Genomic DNA, 16,515 nt, shown 5'->3' with positions numbered 1-16,515 from the left:
GTCTACGACGTGGTCGAACTGGCCGAGGCGTACGCATCGAACCCCGAGACAGACCAAAGTTAAGCGCACGAAGCGTGTCACAGACACAGTCACGGCCGATTTACTGCGGTGCTTTCGGGTCTGACTGGCAATCCCCACTCGAAGTCGGAATCAGAAGAGCGGCGTACGCTCGCTTCGGCGAGGTTTCAACACCTAAGGGAGCCTATCTGTACTCAATGGCGACCCAGCAGTATCGAATCGACTCTGCCGAGGATTCGGAGATTCACGGGGAGCCCCACATAGAGGGGAGCCGCATCACTGTCCGAGATGTACACGTACGCGTCGAACAGCGCGGACTCGCTCCTGACCGAGTCGCCGAGCGATACAACTTGGATACCGCGGATATCTACGAGGCGCTGGCGTTCTATCACAACAATCCCGAGGAGATGCGACGGGTCGAGAGGCGCCACGAGCGAGCCGCTGGCGAAGCCAGAGAGCGGTCGTCACTCACGCCACCCGATATCTGAGCGATCGCGTATCGACGCATCCTCGACGAGAACGTCGATCACGAGGTGTTTCATCGGCTTGAGAACTATCGGCACGACGTTGAGCAAGTCGATTTCGTGCCTGAAATCGGGAAAGGGACTGCCGACCATCCGATCGCGCAGTATTCACTCGGTACTGACCGATTCGGGGTGCCGTTTTCTGGTAGTGGAATCCGTGCGAGATACGCGCTATCCATCTTGCACAGCCCTATCTACCAATGCCGAGACACACCAGCGTCAGTTGAACCGTAGTAGCATTGATTAGCCGAGAGTGTGTTCAAGCCCGCAACTCCATGATTTCAAGTCTCCCAAACCGACCGCTCTACGAGCCAGAAGCTGACACACTTACTGAAGAAGGGCCCATTGATCTGGTCGCTCCAGGGTCTCCTGAGAGCGTTCAAGAAGATGAGGAAGGCACGCAGCGGATACATGACCTGCTGATCTTCATAGATGAGACTGTCGCTGCTCTCGCCTACACTGACGAAGAGCATGGCTGGACCCTCATCGCCAAAGAAACTGACGAGAACGACGATGCTTACGAACTCGTGCATGATCAGCTTCTTGAGTACCGTGGATATGACGGGTTAGACCGCAAAGAGGCACTGAAACGAGCTATAATAAAACTCTACGGCCTTCCCGAGGAAGCGATTGAGGCCAATCCCGAGGAACTTGCATCCCTGGGTGAGGAGTAATACCTATGGTAGACCTCCCATCAAACGACGAGTGGCCCAACGGCTGGCGGTACAGTCAAAAGCGAGGCGACTATTTCGTCCTCACCTACGACCTACACGAACACCACGTCCTGAAGACTGGCGTTGACGGCTGGAAGGTCGAATACAAGCACAACGGCAAGCCCAACGGAAGTCTGTCTGCCCGTACATCGCCAGAAAATGGGTTTGAGGTACTGAAGCGGGACCTCTACAACAACTTCCTCGCCTCCGAGGACAAGCCACACGACATGAGCGATGTCTACAACCAGACACTCCCGACGTATGCCGCCGTTTTCGTCGAGTGTGTTCCAGACGCTGACCTCCAACCAGTAACGGGCGATCGTCGTGTCAGCAACTATCAGGAACTACCCGACTACGAGTTCATTGTCAGGGAATACGGAAACGGCTGGGAGCGACTCGACGTGCGGACTGTCGAGAGTGTCGACAAGCTAGAGGAGCATGTCCGAGAGATGAACCTACCGAATGATGGGCCAATTCCTGAGGTCGAGACGAGGGCTCCGATGGAATTGGACCACTTCGCCCCTGAGGAAGATGAGGACAAGCCAACTCGTGGATGAGCCAACCCAGAACTATCACAGTCCCGAACGAGAGACACCTCATATGGTCAAAGGCCTCCCTGACCGGCCACTCTCCTATCCCGAGGTAGAATCGCTCAATCAGTCAAATGCTATCGGCTTCGTCTTTCCTGCTACACCCCAGAGTATCCAAGATGAGGGGGACAACAAGCCCCGTGTGTATGACTTGTTGATCACCTCAGGGGAGACAGTCTCCGCACTGGTCTACGACGAGGACGAAGGGTGGAAAATCATTACCGAGACCTCTCCTGATAGTCCGAAAGAAGCAGCCGTCAACGACGTGATTGCGTACCGAGGCTACGATATCGAAGACGAGGAGCAGGTACTACAGTTCGTGACCGAACTCTACGGAGCGATGGATGAGTTGAACGAGACAGAGTAGGTGCCGGTCAATACCTTGTGAGACACCCTGTATGTCTAGCCCAACCGACCACTGTTGCCGTTCCAGTAGTGCCAGTCGTCAACCGCTTGTCTGGTATCGCTGTCAACGTCGAGTACTTCGAGCTGTGACAGTGGCACGCCAAACTCCCGGTCCATCCACTCCACGAGGACGAACATCTCCCGGTTGCTGACTACTTTATCGGTCATTCCAACGACCGGTACTTCTTCCTCCTCTCGCAGTGGCGAGATCGTTCGTTCCTCGATACAGCGGGCTTGGAATGGGAAAGACATCTCACGTTCGAGATGGTAGCACCAACTGATAGCCATCTCATCCGCGTTGTAGGCGTCGGTGAGTATCTCCCTCCGGATACGTTTGCTTCGCTCTTCATCCGTTTCCTCCGTCATGGTCGCTTCTCCCTGACAATTGCGGCCGTATCAGTCGACGTGATCACGTTATCGGTCTCAAGAAATTCATCGATCTCCGCAGGCTCGTAGACCTCTTTCACGATACAGTAGTAGTGCGACGGCGTGCCGAAATCATAGACCAAACTGAGTCTGTCGCCATCCCAGAGTGTCGCACGCTCTGCGACATCTGCAATCGTCATCTCACTTGCTCTGGTGTACGACCGGTCGCCTGCTTCCTCGTACTGGTGGTCGGGAAGCACGTTGAGACTGGACTCCAGATACTCGTCTTCGAGTCCGTACATCCGGAGGTGGAAATCATCGAGTGTTGTGAACCGACAGACGAGTCTGTCCAGCTCTGCCACTGTCGTCTTCGGCTTGACAACGATATCGTACCACTCGTCTCGCGCGCGGCCTTTCTGCTTCCATCGGAGTCGATAGCCGACAGTGCCAATCTGCTCGGATATATCGTCGTCAGCTTCGTTCTGTTCGTTCCCGACTGCCTCCCGCGTGTTCGACCAGCAATACGAGCAAATCTCGTCCGGTGCATCCCCGTCAAAGCCATCTTTATCGATATCGTGGTGGGCAAGAAACTCCGATACTGGGACGTGCTGCGGGCGCGGATGCCGGTTACCGTGACTACACATCATCTCCCCAGGACCACCGATACCGAACGAAAAGCGAGAGTTGCTCCCGTCTTGATCGGCATCCATATCGATGATATGTACCACTGTTCCGCTCCCAATTTCGATGACGAACCGGTCTGTTGGCTCACTCATCGTATCGCTCCTCAAGGTCATCGATTGCACGCCAGAACTGTTCGCTGTTGAGTACCAGATCTGTCGTTGTCCGCGCTTCCAGCACACCAGCATACGTGTCGAATTCCTCCGGAGTTGGGTCAGTCGCAAGGATGCAGTCGGCGTAGCCGTCGATAGCTTTCTGGATGGTTTTGGCGTAGTGGTCGTATGCCCCGTTGACCCACTTGTACTTCTCATCGACTTCTTCGAAAACGGCCCGATAGACTGTCGCCGCGGCCAGATACCGGTCTCGATTACGGTACTGTTCAGCAATCTCGAAAAACCGAGAGAAGTCAATCGCGTCGTACACGCCGGGGTCAGCGTGCTGTTCGAACAGTTGGGCGATTTCCTCACGGTACTCCTCGACTGACTTATGGTCCTCGCCGAACTGTGCGAGAAACTGTTCGCGCAACTCCGCGTGTTCGGCGAGTGCATCACGGACAAAGCCACGCAAATCGTCGGCCGACACATCGTCGAGAACGGCCTCAACGCGCTCGCTCTCGTCTGCCGGCGGCCCAGCAGCGATATCCAGCAACACTGCGACGACGTGTTTGCAGTCGCCGCTCCCGTCGTACGGACAGGTGCAGTTCGTATCCAGACTCCGCCCACCGAACTCGATCGTCACGTCGTACAGTTTTGACCCGCTGACTGCCGCGGTCACGAGGTCGTCGAACCGGTCAAGCTGTTGAATGCGTCCCTCCTTGCGATACGTTTCACCCCGACCGAACACGGCGTCCGTGCTCCGATTTCGGATGGTTTCCTCGTCGACGTTCATGTTCCCTCGTTCGCGGGCGGGGCTAATCTGAGTTCGGTTCGACAGTATCGCCCTGCCGGTTCGGGTCGGCAAGCGCCATCGTGAGTGTTACCGCGAGGCGTTTATCCAACGGTTCGTTCGCCCGGCCACAGTGGGGTGACTGGATACAGGCCGGACAGCCGTCCGCACAGCCACAGTCGGCGAGCAATCCCCACGTGTGCTGGAGGAGGTCCTCAATCTGATCGTATCCGTTCCGGGCCAGCCCGACGCCACCGTGGTAGCCGTCGTAGATGAACAGCACACTCGTCTCCGTCTGTGGATGGTCCGTCGTCGAGACACTGCCAACGTCACGGCGGTCACAGAGAATCACGAGTGGGAACGTAGCAACGAGGGCGTGCTGGACCGCGTGAAGACCACCCTCGAAGGAGCCGGACATCGTCTGCATGAGTCCTTCGAGGCCCGGCGGGAGTGTCAGGTACAGCGCACGGGTCGACAGCGTCGTCTCGGGTAAGTCGAGTGATTCGTCGCTGATAATCTCGCCCGTTCGGTGGTCACGCCGCTGGAAGCCCGTGACCTGCTTTCGACGGGTCACGTCCGCGAAGTGGACGGTTACATCCTCGCGGGTCGCCAACGGTTTGGTGGTGATGTCTTCCTCGACTGTCATCGATTCCTCGAAGTGGACACGGGTCTGATGATCGCTCTCTGTCGGCGCGAGCCACGCCACGTCCCGGTCGAGGTCAAGGGATTGCACCTCGTAGCTCTGGCCTTGGTGATGATAGATGGCGCCCGGATGAACGTCACGAAGTGCAGCGTCGAGAGGCAATTCCCCGAGTTCGTTGGACTGGCCGCCCCGAACCTTGAGGACGACAGTGCGGTCGGTGATCGTGCGGAGCCCTCGTTCGTAGGGATTGACCGTCCGGCCGCTGGCCGTGCGTCGCCATTCGAGTCCATCGGCTGTCTGTCGGCGAGTCAGTTCGCCGTCGTCGGTGAGCGTACTGACAATGTCGGGAAACGCCGGGCCGAAATACCGCTCATCGGCGGTTCGAAGCGGTCGTTCGATGGCTGCCGCGTGGGCGTGCAGTCGAAGGAGATGTGGGTTCGACGGGTTAGCGACGGCGCGTTCCGGGGTTCCTTCGAACAGCTCGCCGGGGTGGTTGATGACGTACTGGTCGAGTTGGTCTTCGCTGGCGACAAGGGCGACGAGACTTGGGTCGGTCCCACGCCCGGCGCGGCCGGCCCGCTGGAACGTCGACATTTGCGTGCCCGGGTAGCCGTCCAACAGCACAGCGTCGAGACTCCCGATATCGACGCCTAGTTCGAGTGCACTGGTACTCCAGACACCGGCACACTCGTCGGTGTGTAACGCCGTCTCGATAGCCCCACGCCGATCATCGCGTAAACCTGCATGGTACGCTGTAACACTCTCTGCGAGGTCGCCCTTGCCCCGCTCGGCGAGGGTGTCACTGCTGATAGTCGCGTAGCGTTCTGCAGTCTGTCTGGCGCGCGTAAACGCCACCGTCTGGTAGCCGCGCTGGACGAGATCGACGAACAGACGCATCGTTTCCCCATGGTGGGAGCGACGTTGGCCGGCCCCCACAGGGGCGTCACCCTCGTCGTATTTCGGTGGTTGCCAGAACAGCCACTGGGTCGGCCCAGTCTCACTGGTATCCTCGTCAACGAGGGCGAATGAGTCGGTGGGTTGGCCGGTAATCGTCGCCGCGTGCTCTCGGGGGTTACCGATTGTCGCCGAACAGCACACAAACTGGGGGGTCGCATCAAACCGCTCGCAAAGTCGCGTGAGTCGACGAAGGACGAGACCGACGTGACTGCCGAAGACTCCGCGATACTCGTGGACCTCGTCAACGACCACGAGGTCAAGTGAGTTGAAAAAGGACCGCCAGAGATCCTCAGCGTGACTGAGCAAGCCACAGTGGAGCATATCTGGCGTCGTCAACACGAGTGAGGGGTTATCATCGCGGGCCTGCTGGCGCTCGGCCGATGTGAGTCCGCCCGTGTACTGGGTGACAGCAATATCTTCGAACGGGGCGGCAAACGCAGAGAGCGTCGCTTCTTGATCGTTGATCAGTGCGACCTGTGGGCCGATATACAGCGTGCGTCCATCGTGGTCGCGGGCCCGCTCTATGGCTGGAACCGTGTACGTGAGGCTCTTGCCGCTCGCTGTCGGCGTCGCCAAGACGACGTTCTGGCCCTGACGGATTGCCTCAATGGCATCGGCTTGGTGTGCGTAGAGTTCGTCGATACCTCGGTCGGCGAGCTGTGCGGTGACCTCAGGATTTATCTCACATGACCGTGTTTCGGGGCGCCGGGCAGCGACCGACCGCTGGAACTGTATCTGGTCGTGATAGTAGTCCCGACGCCGAACCCAGTCGACGAACTCGTCCACTACCACATACTACACGCGCACTCGCATATAGGGCTATAGACTCGTGTCCTGAACACTTTACCCTAAGCCGTCGTACTCCTCCCTATGCCATTCAGCGTCAGCTGGCACACGCTCCTTGAGGAACTCGATGACCTCTCCGACGGGGCTGAAGTCATTACGCCACTCTCTCACAACCGATTTCGAATCACGGACGTACAGGAGCATCGTGTCATCATTACGTTCGAGGAGTCCGGTGAGCGTCATCCACTCCAGCGCGAGCAGTTCGAGACGCTCTACCGGCGAATACAGGATTCGAATGGCGAGTTCGAACTTGACCGCTTGCCGGCCGATGCCGACCCATATCCGGCAGTCCTGAGCCTACACCCGCGCTTCGAAATCGACGGCGATAGCGGGGTCATTGTCGAAACGGAGGGCCCGACAGAGACACAACTCGTTGACGGCGACACAGTTTCAGGGGAGGCTGACCGCATCGAACCCGATGGACTGGATGTCTACTCCGATGCCTTGCTCCTCATCGACGCGCTGGAACGGCATGACGTAACCGACCTCAGTGACCTTGAGACGGACGCCTTGGTGAACATTTATACACTCTGTTCGGATGTCCAGCGGAACGCAAACGAGTTCCGGCAGGATGTGGCCGACGTGTTACTTGACCGTCTGCATCACGACCAACCGGTCCACGGCCAGTACGGGTCGGTCCAACGAACATCACGCCGCAACCGCTCGCTCAAAGACGAGGACGAGGTGCTCGATTTACTGGAAGACGCTGGGATTGAACGTGAGCGCGTGATGAGCCTCGATTCGAGTAAGGTGGCTGATGCCCTGGATGTGACTGAACTAGCTGAGTCGGATCTCTACGAGATTTCCGAAAGCGAGTACGTCCGGAAAGCCGAAGTTGATGACGATGTCAAGGAATCACGTCTCCAAGGGCTGAAAGACCGACTGGCGGCAAGCGACGATGCAGAATCAGACGACCTCCGACAGGAAATCGAAGCCCTCGAAGAGCGTATCGACGACCTCACCAGTTTCAGTACTGGAACACAGATGCAGGGATAGCTTCGATAGGTGTTTCAATCTTTGGGGCGCTGTTCGGATGCTAGAGGGACTTTAGCGTCTAATATTGGCAATATTAACCCTAAGTAAACCATTCTAATATATAAAAGCCTACCCGATATCTGGCCCTTGGCTTACAGGTGTCCGGAAGACGGTCTACTTGGTGCTCCTAGCTTCAATACGTTCTACGCGTTCAATATAGTACAACTCCATGCCTATCATCGATTGTGGATCAACGATGAAACAGGTCCGGGGCACACTCAACATGACTCTTCACTGCGCTCGGAGCTCCGTGACCCAGATCCCCGCGATACGCGTTGCTCCTCACGGCCGTTGTCTATGCCACACGTAGCGTTTCGCTCGCTTTGGTCGCGGAACCGATGCAAAAGCGCCGGGACAGGGATTTGAACCCTGGATCCCTGAGGGAACACGCTTTCCAGGCGTGCGCCTTACCACTCGGCCATCCCGGCTCACCAGAACGTACCGGAGTCGGCGGTTTAAAGGCTTCGCGTTCGGTGAGGGCGTGTCACTCGCCCGCATCGGCCGGCTGCTCTGCGACACTAAGACGCCGTTCGACATAGTCGCTGCTAGTGGCCGCCCCGAAAAAGACCACGAGGGTCACGGCGGCTATCGGGGCGACGCCGAGGAATGCCCCGCCGAGGAGAAGGTACGCCCCATGGGCGACGAGAAACGAGAGCGCACCGACGAGGCCCCAAAGTAGCGCCGAGCGACAGCGCGGTGTCACGAGCGGCATTGGAGTATATCGGTCCCCCGCCGTCTCACGGTCGTGTCGCGACCGCCTCAATCTCGACGGCCATCCCGAGCGGCAGCGCGCCAGCCTGTACCGCCGATCGGGCCGGCGGATCGGCGTCGAAGTAGCCGGCGTACACCTCGTTCATCGCTTCGAAGTCGTCGATATCGGCGAGGTAGACGGTGGTCTTGAGGACGTGCTCAAGATCCGTGCCGGCCGCTTCTAAGACGGCGGCGAGGTTGTCGAGTGCCCGTTCAGTCTGGACCGCGATCGGTTCTCCGGAGAGCGGATCGCCGTCGGGGGTCAACGCGATCTGGCCGGCGGTAAAGACGAGATCGCCGTCGCTCGTCGCTTGGCTGTAGGCCCCGGCGGCGGGCGGGGCGTCGTCGGTCTGAATCGTTTCCTTGCTCATGAAAGATATCCTGCCTCGAAGCAATATAAAAACCGGGCGTCGCCGCACTGTGAAACCCCCGCTTCAGCTGGAACTCCCCGTGCTCCTATGACATGTGGAATGATCGCACGATACCTCGAAGAAACGGCGAATACGGGCTCTTAGTTCCGTCTTATCAATCAGCGGGGAAGAGTTCGACTGGAAGCGAAGGGGTCACTCCACGACGACAACGCGGTGATCCGTGACCGGGTGAAGCGGGAGTTCCGGGAAGGTGACCTCGACCTCGTACGTGAGTTCCTCGGCGTCGCCGCCGAAGACACCGACGGGGACAGTCGTCTCGCCGAGATACCGCGTTGTCTCTGACATCTCGATCCCGTTGACAGTCACACGGACACCCGCCGGTGCCCCGTCGCCGGCGTTCCGGACTGTGACCTCGGCCATCGCGTTCTCGCCGGCGGGAATCGTGCCGGGAACCCCGTCCCACTCTATGGAGATATCGGGCAACGCCCGCGCCTGCTTAAGAACGCGTTCGGCGACGCCCTCCGAGAGGCCGGTGTCAACCAGCCCCTCGACGTCCGCGCGTCGGATGTCGGCCGGGTCGACTAGCCCTGCCTTCGCGAGTTTGCTCGCCCGCCCCGAACCGATTCCGCCGACCGCGACGAGTCCGACCGCTTCGTCTCCGACCCCGTGCTCGAGGCGGGCCTCGATCCGGCGAACAAGGTTCGCGTCACGCGGCGAGGCGAACCGCTCGCAGAACGCTCGAAGCGCCGCCAAGAGCCGAAGTCCGTTCTGTCGGATGACCCACGCGTCGCTTTGGAGTTCCGCGGGCGTCGTCCCTGACATCCCAGCCCTGAGGATGGCGAGCACCTTGCGGTTGCCGGGATCGAGGTCATCGCCCTCGCCGGCGAGGACGGCCCCAAACGTCTCGCGCTCGTCGCGGCGCGCCGAGACGCTGTCGAACGCCGCTGCGTCGGCGACGGTTCGGAGGACAGCTGATTCGTTTAGGGCGGGCGAGTCGCTGTCGGCGGCGCGCTCACATAGCGCGTGAAACGATGCCGCGGTGTCGAGTCGAAGGTAGAACTGCGAGGTGAGCCGACCGAGATTTGTCGGTTCGATCTCAAGGCCCGACTGGTCGACGAACCCGCCGTCGACGAGGCGCCTGAGCGTTGCCGAGACCCGATCCCGAAGGGACTCGGTGTCGTCGTACTGTTCCGGCGCGCTCGCCGCGCGCGCGTAATAAAACGTCGTCTCGAGCCACCCCATCACGTCCTCGATGTCGTCGACCACGCCGAGGGCGATCTCGGCGTTCAGATGTGAGTCGAGTTCGCCGGCCAGCCGCGACTCGATCGGCTTGCCGTCCTCGAGCAGTTGTCGGTAACGATCGGCGTCCGAGCCGTCACAGACGATGTGTGCGTAGCCGGCGTCGTCGTAGCCCGGCCGCCCCGCGCGGCCGAGCATCTGGAGGATATCGAGGGGGCTCATGTCAACCTCGCCCTCGAGCGGGTCATGGAGCTTTGTGTCGCGGATGACGACACACCGTGCGGGGAGGTTGACGCCCCACGCCAGTGTCGATGTCGAGAACAGAAGCTGTATGTCGCCGGATTTGAACCAGTCTTCGACGCGGTCCTTGTCCGCTTTCGAGAGTCCGGCGTGGTGGAAGCCGACGCCGTCGACGACCGACTGCCGAAGCGTGTCGTTTTTCAATTCCTGGGCGTCGGTATGGAAGCCGTAGTCGCCGCGTGAACCGATCTCGATGTCGCGTTCGGCGATCACGTCCCGGGCTTTTTCCGCGGCCCGCACCGTGTCCTGCCGTGAGGCGACGAAGACGAGCGCCTGGCCACTCGCTTCGATGTGCGGCTGGGCGAGATCCAGCGCCCGGTAGAGCCGCCGATACTTGTCGGCGAACGCGTTGTCGCCGTGGGCGTACGTCTCGACTGTCGCCGACAGCGGGACGGGGCGGTAGGAGTCGCCGAACCGGAAGGTACAGGCTTCGGGGGCGTCGAGCCACTCGGCGACGTCGCCGACGTTCCGCATTGTCGCCGAGAGCGCGACGATCCGCGGCCCACAGAGCCGCCTGAGCCGCGAGATCGTCACCTCAAGAACAGCCCCCCGCCGGTCCGAGTCGAGCAGGTGGACCTCGTCGATGACACAGCAGTCGACGTCGGTGACAAAGGCGTATCGCGGCGAGTCATGTTTTCGCGTCGCCGAGTCGGCTTTTTCGGGCGTCATCACGAGGATGTCCGCTCCCTCGGCGCGCCGGGGGTTGAGATCGCGCTCGCCGGTGACGACGTACACCGAGTAGCCCAACTCCTCGAAGCGCTCCCACTCCGATTCCTTCTCGTTTGTCAGCGCCCGAAGCGGCGCGAGAAACAGCGCGGTGCCGCCCGATTCGAGCGTCCGACAGATGGCGGCCTCCGCGAGTGCCGTCTTCCCGCTTGCGGTCGGCGCGCTGACGACGACGTTGTCGTCGCGCCCAAGGATGGCGGGCAGCGCCGCGGCCTGCATCCGGTTGAACGACTCGAAGGGGAACGCGCCGGCGAACGCCGGCAGCACGTCCGAAACGGCGACGCCAGCCTCGTATTCCGTGCGACCTGCCACGGGCGAAGGGGGGGCTGCCGAGCGTATAGGCGTTTCCGTCGCGGACGGTGGAACGGGGCTTGGGGCGTAGTCTTTTGTGCTCAGAGCCAAACGGCCCCGTATGACTGGCCGCCGCCGCAAGCCCGAGTGGCTGAAGAGCCGTCCACCGAGCGGCGAGCGGTTCGCCGAAATAAAGCGAACGTTGCGGGACAGAAACCTCCACACAGTCTGTGAGGAGGCAAACTGCCCGAACCTCGGGGACTGTTGGAGCGGCCGGGACGGCCCCGGAACGGCGACGTTCATGCTGATGGGTGAGCGATGCTCGCGGGGTTGTAACTTCTGTGACGTCGAGACCGGCGGGATGGAACCGCTTGATCCCGAGGAACCCGACAACGTCGCGAGTGCGGTCGACGAGATCGGCCTCGACTACGTGGTGTTGACCTCCGTCGATCGCGACGACCTGCCGGACGGCGGGGCGAGTCACTTCGCGGCGACGATTCGGGCTATAAAACGCCACGATCCAGAGATACTCGTCGAGGCACTCATCCCCGACTTTGAGGGCGACGTGGACGCGGTCGATCGGATCATCGACGCCGGGACGGACGTGATAGCGCACAACGTCGAGACGGTCGATCGGCTCCAGTGGCCGGTCCGTGACCGACGCGCTGGCTACGAACAGTCGCTGTCGGTGCTCGAACGGATCGCCGACGCGCCCGACGTCTACGCGAAGACGAGTCTGATGCTCGGGGTCGGCGAGTACGACCACGAGGTGTACCGGGCGCTGTCGGACCTCCGAGAAATCGGCGTCGATATCGTAACGTTCGGCCAGTATCTCCAGCCCTCCCGCTCACATCTAGAGGTCTTCGAGTACGTCCATCCGGACGTTTTCGATGTCTGGAAGGCAGTCGCCGAGGAGGAGTTCGGCTTTCTATACTGCGCGTCGGGGCCGATGGTTCGCTCCTCGTTCAAGGCTGGCGAGTTCTTTGTCGAGGCGCTGCTTCGGGATGGGGCCGACCCGGCAGCGGCTAGGGCGGCGGCGGAACAGCACGGCACTACCGAGTGAGCAATCGACGTGGGCCCTCTTAGGCGGTCGTTCCCGTTTCTGGCCCCGCTTCGGATTCCGGTTCCCACCGATACCTGATCGTCGGCGTCCCGCCGAAGCGCGGCCCCGAGCCGCAGCGTTCGAACGCCGCGCGCTCGGCGGCGGCCTGCGTCGCGTTGTCGGCCTCCATGGCCAGCAACTCGACGGTCATGTCCTCGCGGGCGGCAAAGCGCGTCGGCTCGGCGAGCAGCGTCTCGCACAGTTCTGCGTCACCCTCAAGTTGGGTCACGTGGACCGTCGCGCTCTCGGCGTCGTAACTAACAAATCCCTCGACGTCCCCGTCGGCGTCGGCGACCCGGACCGTCCGGTCGTGGATGAGATTCCGCATCACGTCGGTCGGCGAGTCGGTCAGCGCCGCCAGCCGGTCGGCGTCGGCCTCGACGGCGTCCCGTACGTTCATGCGATTGTGTAACGCGGTGGGGACAATGAACGTTTCGCGGCGGGCGGTCGGCTGACGCCCGCCGGATGGCTGCCCGACGGTGAGAGCTGAAAAACCGCCGGAGTGGGCCGCGGTTTCGCTCGCGAGAGAGATGAACACCGTTATTTTACACGGCCAGCAACGAGAGGTATGAGCTACCACACGGGGCGGCAGGTGAAAGGATGCGCGTAGTCGCCAAGTTTGGCGGGACGAGCCTCGGGAACGGCGACCGGGTCAACCGGGCCGCCGACTCGATCGCCGCAGCGGTCAACGAGGGCCACGAGGTCGCCGTCGTCGCGAGCGCGATGGGGTCGACGACCGATTTTCTGCTCGATGCGATCACCTTCGAGGCCGACGAGGCCGACGAAGCCGAGATCGTCTCGATGGGCGAGCGGACCTCCGTCCGGATGTTGAAGGCCGCCCTTGGCGCCCGCGGGATCGACTCGAAGTTCCTCGAACCCGGCACCGAGGAGTGGCCGGTCATCACCGACGAGCACGGCCAGGTTGACGTCGAGGAGACCCAGCGCCGGGCAAAACAGCTAGCCGCCGACATGGCCGCAGAGGGGTACGTTCCCGTCGCCACCGGCTTTCTCGCACAGGACCACGCGGGCAACGTGACGACGCTTGGCCGGGGCGGCTCCGACACGACCGCCGTCATGCTCGGCAACTACATGAGCGCCGACGAGGTCGTCATCATCACCGATGTTGAGGGCGTCATGACTGGTGACCCTCGTGTGGTTGAGGGCGCGCGCAACGTCGGCGAAATCACCGTCGATGAACTCCGAAACCTCTCGTTCCGCGGCGCGGAGGTTGTCGCCCCGTCAGCGCTGTCGTACAAGACCGGTGACATGACGGTCCGGGTCGCCCACTACCAGCACGGTGACCTCCTGCAGGGCGGGACCACGATCGAGGGGCAGTTCGCGAACCTCATCGACATGCGCGAGGAACCGCTGGCATGTCTGACCGCGGCCGGGCGCGCGATCAGGAACACCCCCGGGATCCTCTCGGACCTCTCGGCCGTCCTCGCTGATGCCGACATCAACGTTGATGCCGTCGCGAGCGGGATGGACTCGGTGTCGTTCTACGTCGACACGGGCGTCGCCGAGCGCGCCGAGAACGTTCTTCACCAGGCAGTCATTGATCTCGAGGAGTTATCGAGCGTCACCGTCGACGACAACATCGCCGTCATCCGAATCACCGGCGGCGAACTCCCGAACCAATCGGGGATCCTCGAAGAGATCATCGCCCCTCTCTCGTCCGAACACATTAATATCCAGGACCTGATCACGAGTGCGACTTCGATCGCGGTGTTTCTGGACTGGGACGACCGCGAGCAGGCCCTCGATATCATTCAGGACGCGGTCTGAGCCGGACGGACTTATATCTTCTAGACGCGATGTGCGTCCATGCGAGTCGCCGTTATCGGCGGATCGACGATCGACGACCGGACCGCGGAGATCGCGCGCCGTCTCGGTTGCCTGCTCGGCGAGCGTAATCATACTGTTGTTTGCGGCGGGTTGGGCGGCGTTATGACGGCCGTCTGTGAGGGCGCCGCCCGAACCGGCGCGGAGACGATCGGCCTTCTCCCCGGCGAAGATCCTGCGGCCGCCAACGAGTGGGTGTCGACGCCGATTGCTACCGGCCTCGGCAACGCGCGCAACGCTCTCGTGGCACTCAACGGCGAAGGGGTCATCGCGGTCGACGGCGCAACCGGCACCCTCTCGGAGATCGGCCACGCGCTGGATTTCGGCCGGCCCGTGGCAGGGATCGAAGCCCACGATCCCGGCTTCGAGGGGTTTGAGGCGGTCGAAACGCCGATGGAAGCGATCGAGTACGTCGAGCGGGCGTCACCGCAGAGAAACTGAATCGCGACCGGTTACAACGGCGCGACCCCCGGCCGCCAGCAGCGCCGGCCGCGAACACGGGACATTTGAACGCGCCCCTACTACGCCGGGTATGCCCGACGATCAGGGCGGCTTCGAGGATATCCGCGAGAGCCTCGATGGGCACCCGATACGGAGTCTCTTGGCCTACGCCCGCCCGTACTGGCTGCGGCTGGGCGCCGGCGTCTTTGCCTCGTTTCTGACGCGCTTTGCGAGGCTCGTGCCGCCGATTATCGTCGCGACCGCGATCGACCGCGTAGTGTTGCGGTCCGGGGAGCCAGGGCTCTTGGCCGACGCGGGCGTCGTCCCCGGCGGCGAGATAGCCGGAGAGGCCGCCCGTGTCATGCTCCTCGAACGGCTCGTCGTCATCGCGGTGATGGCGTATCTCCTCCGCTCCGTGACCCGCTTCGCCTCGCGGTATCTGCTGCAGTCGACCGCCCAGAAGGTCCAGCGGGATCTCCGAAACGACACTTACGACCACATTCAGCACCTCTCGATGGACTTCTTCGTCTCCCATCAGACCGGCGGGATGATGTCGATCCTCAACAGCGATATCAACCGCTTAGAGCAGTTTCTCAACACGGAGTTCCGGCAGATGATCCGCGTTGTCGCGACGGTCGGGGGCATCTCGGTCGTCCTCTGGCTCTACTCCCCGAAGTTGGCGCTCATCGCGCTCGCACCGGTGCCCATCATCGGCCTCGCGAGCGGACTCTTTCTCAACTGGATCGAGCCCCGGTACAAGTTGATCCGCGAAACGGTCGCTCGCCTGAATACGCGCCTAGAGAACAACATCGGCGGCACCGCGGTCATAAAGGCGTTCAACCGCCACGCCTTCGAGCGCGAACGGGTTGCCGAACAGAGCCAGACCTACCACGACGAGAAGGTGGCGGCGTTGCGGATCCGGCGGGCCTTCTTTGCCTCGCTCCGGCTAACGACCGGCGTCGTTTTCGTCCTCGTTCTCTACATCGGTGGAACAGACATCATCCTCGGGGCGTCCGGCGCGCTGTCGGCCGGCGCGTTCGCGCTGTTTTTCCTGTATCTTCGCCGGCTCTACTCGCCGATGCGGCGGGTCGGGAAGTCGGCGAACAAGTATCAACTCGCGAAATCCAGCGCCGAGCGCGTCTTCGGGCTGCTCGGCGAGGAGCCGACGGTGACCGACCCCGACGACCCCTTTGTTCCCGAGCGCGTCAGTGGCGATGTCGCCTTCGAGGACGTGACGTTCAGCTACGGCGAGCGCGACCCCGTGATCCGGGACGTCTCTCTTGAGGTGCCCGCGGGGACGACTGTCGGACTCGCGGGGCCAACCGGAGCGGGGAAATCGACGCTCTTGAAGCTCCTTCCCCGGTTTCACGATGTCGACTCGGGGCGTGTCGCGGTCGACGGGATCGATGTCCGCGAGTACAACCTCCGGGCGCTTAGAGCCGGAATCGCGATTGTCGAGCAGAATCCCTACCTGTTCTCCGGGACGGTCGCGGAGAACATCGCCTACGGCGATCACGAGGTGCTCGAAGCCGAGTGGAAGGACGACGTCACCGACTCCGACGGTGCCGCCCGCGACCGGGTCGTCGAGGCCGCGACGGCCGCCGAGGCCCACGAATTTATCAGTGAGTTGCCGGAGGGGTACGATACCCTAGTCGGCGAGCGTGGCGTGAAGCTCTCGGGCGGCCAGCGCCAACGCCTCGCGATTGCGCGCGCGCTGCTCAACGACCCCTCGATCATCGTCTTTGACGAGGCGACGAGCGATGTCGACACCGAAACCGAGGAACTCATCC

At 61.7% G+C, this 16,515-nt stretch carries 17 protein-coding genes and 1 tRNA gene; 9 read left to right on the top strand and 9 right to left on the bottom strand.

Annotated elements, in window-relative coordinates; translation table 11 throughout:
• Nucleotides 1-215 precede the first annotated feature (215 nt).
• The 4 genes from ACI944_RS04395 (at nt 216) to ACI944_RS04380 (ending at nt 2,212) form a co-directional block, all read left to right on the top strand.
• A complete protein-coding gene (locus ACI944_RS04395) occupies nt 216-506 on the top strand; it encodes a DUF433 domain-containing protein (protein WP_411717852.1) in 291 nt (96 codons plus the stop codon).
• Between the two features lie 311 nt (nt 507-817).
• A complete protein-coding gene (locus ACI944_RS04390) occupies nt 818-1,216 on the top strand; it encodes a hypothetical protein (RefSeq protein ID WP_411717851.1) in 399 nt (132 codons plus the stop codon).
• A gap of 5 nt (nt 1,217-1,221) precedes the next feature.
• Nucleotides 1,222-1,812 carry a hypothetical protein gene (locus ACI944_RS04385; RefSeq protein ID WP_411717850.1) on the top strand — a complete coding sequence of 197 codons (591 nt, stop codon included), beginning with the start codon at nt 1,222-1,224 and terminating at the stop codon, nt 1,810-1,812.
• Nucleotides 1,813-1,855: 43 nt separating this feature from the next.
• Nucleotides 1,856-2,212, top strand: a complete 357-nt coding sequence (locus ACI944_RS04380; protein WP_411717849.1) for a hypothetical protein — start codon at nt 1,856-1,858, stop codon at nt 2,210-2,212.
• A gap of 35 nt (nt 2,213-2,247) precedes the next feature.
• Here ACI944_RS04380 and ACI944_RS04375 read toward each other — a convergent pair whose 3' ends face one another.
• Genes ACI944_RS04375 through ACI944_RS04360 form a run of 4 tightly spaced genes read right to left on the bottom strand, consistent with a single transcriptional unit; the run spans nt 2,248 to nt 6,568 of the window.
• Nucleotides 2,248-2,616, bottom strand: coding sequence for a calcium-binding protein (locus tag ACI944_RS04375; protein WP_411717848.1), 369 nt, complete (start codon nt 2,614-2,616; stop codon nt 2,248-2,250).
• Nucleotides 2,613-3,392 carry a hypothetical protein gene (locus ACI944_RS04370; protein ID WP_411717853.1) on the bottom strand — a complete coding sequence of 260 codons (780 nt, stop codon included), beginning with the start codon at nt 3,390-3,392 and terminating at the stop codon, nt 2,613-2,615. The genes ACI944_RS04375 and ACI944_RS04370 overlap by 4 nt, the downstream gene beginning before the upstream one ends.
• Nucleotides 3,385-4,185 (bottom strand): SWIM zinc finger family protein, encoded by an 801-nt coding sequence (locus ACI944_RS04365; protein WP_411717847.1) that lies wholly within the window; start codon nt 4,183-4,185, stop codon nt 3,385-3,387. Before ACI944_RS04365 ends, ACI944_RS04370 begins: the two co-directional genes overlap by 8 nt.
• A gap of 22 nt (nt 4,186-4,207) precedes the next feature.
• The gene (locus tag ACI944_RS04360; RefSeq protein WP_411717846.1) at nt 4,208-6,568 is read right to left on the bottom strand and encodes a DEAD/DEAH box helicase; all 2,361 of its coding nucleotides are present in this window, start codon (nt 6,566-6,568) and stop codon (nt 4,208-4,210) included.
• An 84-nt stretch (nt 6,569-6,652) separates the two neighbouring features.
• Between ACI944_RS04360 and ACI944_RS04355 the strand changes: the two genes are divergently transcribed.
• Entirely contained in the window at nt 6,653-7,624 is a 972-nt protein-coding gene (locus tag ACI944_RS04355; RefSeq protein ID WP_411717845.1) for a hypothetical protein, read from the top strand.
• Nucleotides 7,625-8,010: 386 nt separating this feature from the next.
• Here ACI944_RS04355 and ACI944_RS04350 read toward each other — a convergent pair.
• The 4 genes from ACI944_RS04350 to ACI944_RS04335 all read right to left on the bottom strand — a co-directional run bounded on the left by ACI944_RS04350 (nt 8,011) and on the right by ACI944_RS04335 (nt 11,361).
• A tRNA-Ser gene (locus ACI944_RS04350) sits at nt 8,011-8,091 on the bottom strand.
• Between the two features lie 56 nt (nt 8,092-8,147).
• The gene (locus ACI944_RS04345; protein ID WP_411717844.1) at nt 8,148-8,375 is read right to left on the bottom strand and encodes a hypothetical protein; all 228 of its coding nucleotides are present in this window, start codon (nt 8,373-8,375) and stop codon (nt 8,148-8,150) included.
• A 25-nt stretch (nt 8,376-8,400) separates the two neighbouring features.
• Nucleotides 8,401-8,784, bottom strand: coding sequence for a Rid family detoxifying hydrolase (locus ACI944_RS04340; protein WP_411717843.1), 384 nt, complete (start codon nt 8,782-8,784; stop codon nt 8,401-8,403).
• Between the two features lie 192 nt (nt 8,785-8,976).
• On the bottom strand, nt 8,977-11,361 hold the full coding sequence (locus ACI944_RS04335; RefSeq protein ID WP_411717842.1) for a DEAD/DEAH box helicase: 2,385 nt from the start codon (nt 11,359-11,361) through the stop codon (nt 8,977-8,979).
• 100 nt (nt 11,362-11,461) lie between these two features.
• Between ACI944_RS04335 and lipA the strand changes: the two genes are divergently transcribed.
• On the top strand, nt 11,462-12,403 hold the full coding sequence (gene lipA, locus ACI944_RS04330; protein ID WP_411717841.1) for a lipoyl synthase: 942 nt from the start codon (nt 11,462-11,464) through the stop codon (nt 12,401-12,403).
• 19 nt (nt 12,404-12,422) lie between these two features.
• Here the strand turns inward: lipA and ACI944_RS04325 are convergent, their stop codons facing one another.
• Nucleotides 12,423-12,842 carry a hypothetical protein gene (locus ACI944_RS04325; RefSeq protein WP_411717840.1) on the bottom strand — a complete coding sequence of 140 codons (420 nt, stop codon included), beginning with the start codon at nt 12,840-12,842 and terminating at the stop codon, nt 12,423-12,425.
• A 200-nt stretch (nt 12,843-13,042) separates the two neighbouring features.
• Between ACI944_RS04325 and ACI944_RS04320 the strand changes: the two genes are divergently transcribed.
• From ACI944_RS04320 to ACI944_RS04310, 3 genes are all read left to right on the top strand, one after another.
• Nucleotides 13,043-14,227: an aspartate kinase gene (locus tag ACI944_RS04320; RefSeq protein WP_411717839.1), complete on the top strand. Its 1,185-nt coding sequence runs from the start codon at nt 13,043-13,045 to the stop codon at nt 14,225-14,227.
• Nucleotides 14,228-14,266: 39 nt separating this feature from the next.
• Nucleotides 14,267-14,725 (top strand): Rossmann fold nucleotide-binding protein, encoded by a 459-nt coding sequence (locus tag ACI944_RS04315; RefSeq protein WP_411717838.1) that lies wholly within the window; start codon nt 14,267-14,269, stop codon nt 14,723-14,725.
• 91 nt (nt 14,726-14,816) lie between these two features.
• The coding region (locus ACI944_RS04310; protein ID WP_411717837.1) for an ABC transporter ATP-binding protein at nt 14,817-16,515 on the top strand (1,699 nt) is incomplete at its 3' end.

Origin of the sequence: Natronomonas sp., from assembly GCF_046710025.1 — an archaeon.
In the GTDB taxonomy this organism is placed as follows: domain Archaea; phylum Halobacteriota; class Halobacteria; order Halobacteriales; family Haloarculaceae; genus Natronomonas.
This window is presented reverse-complemented; position numbering and strand designations above follow the sequence as displayed.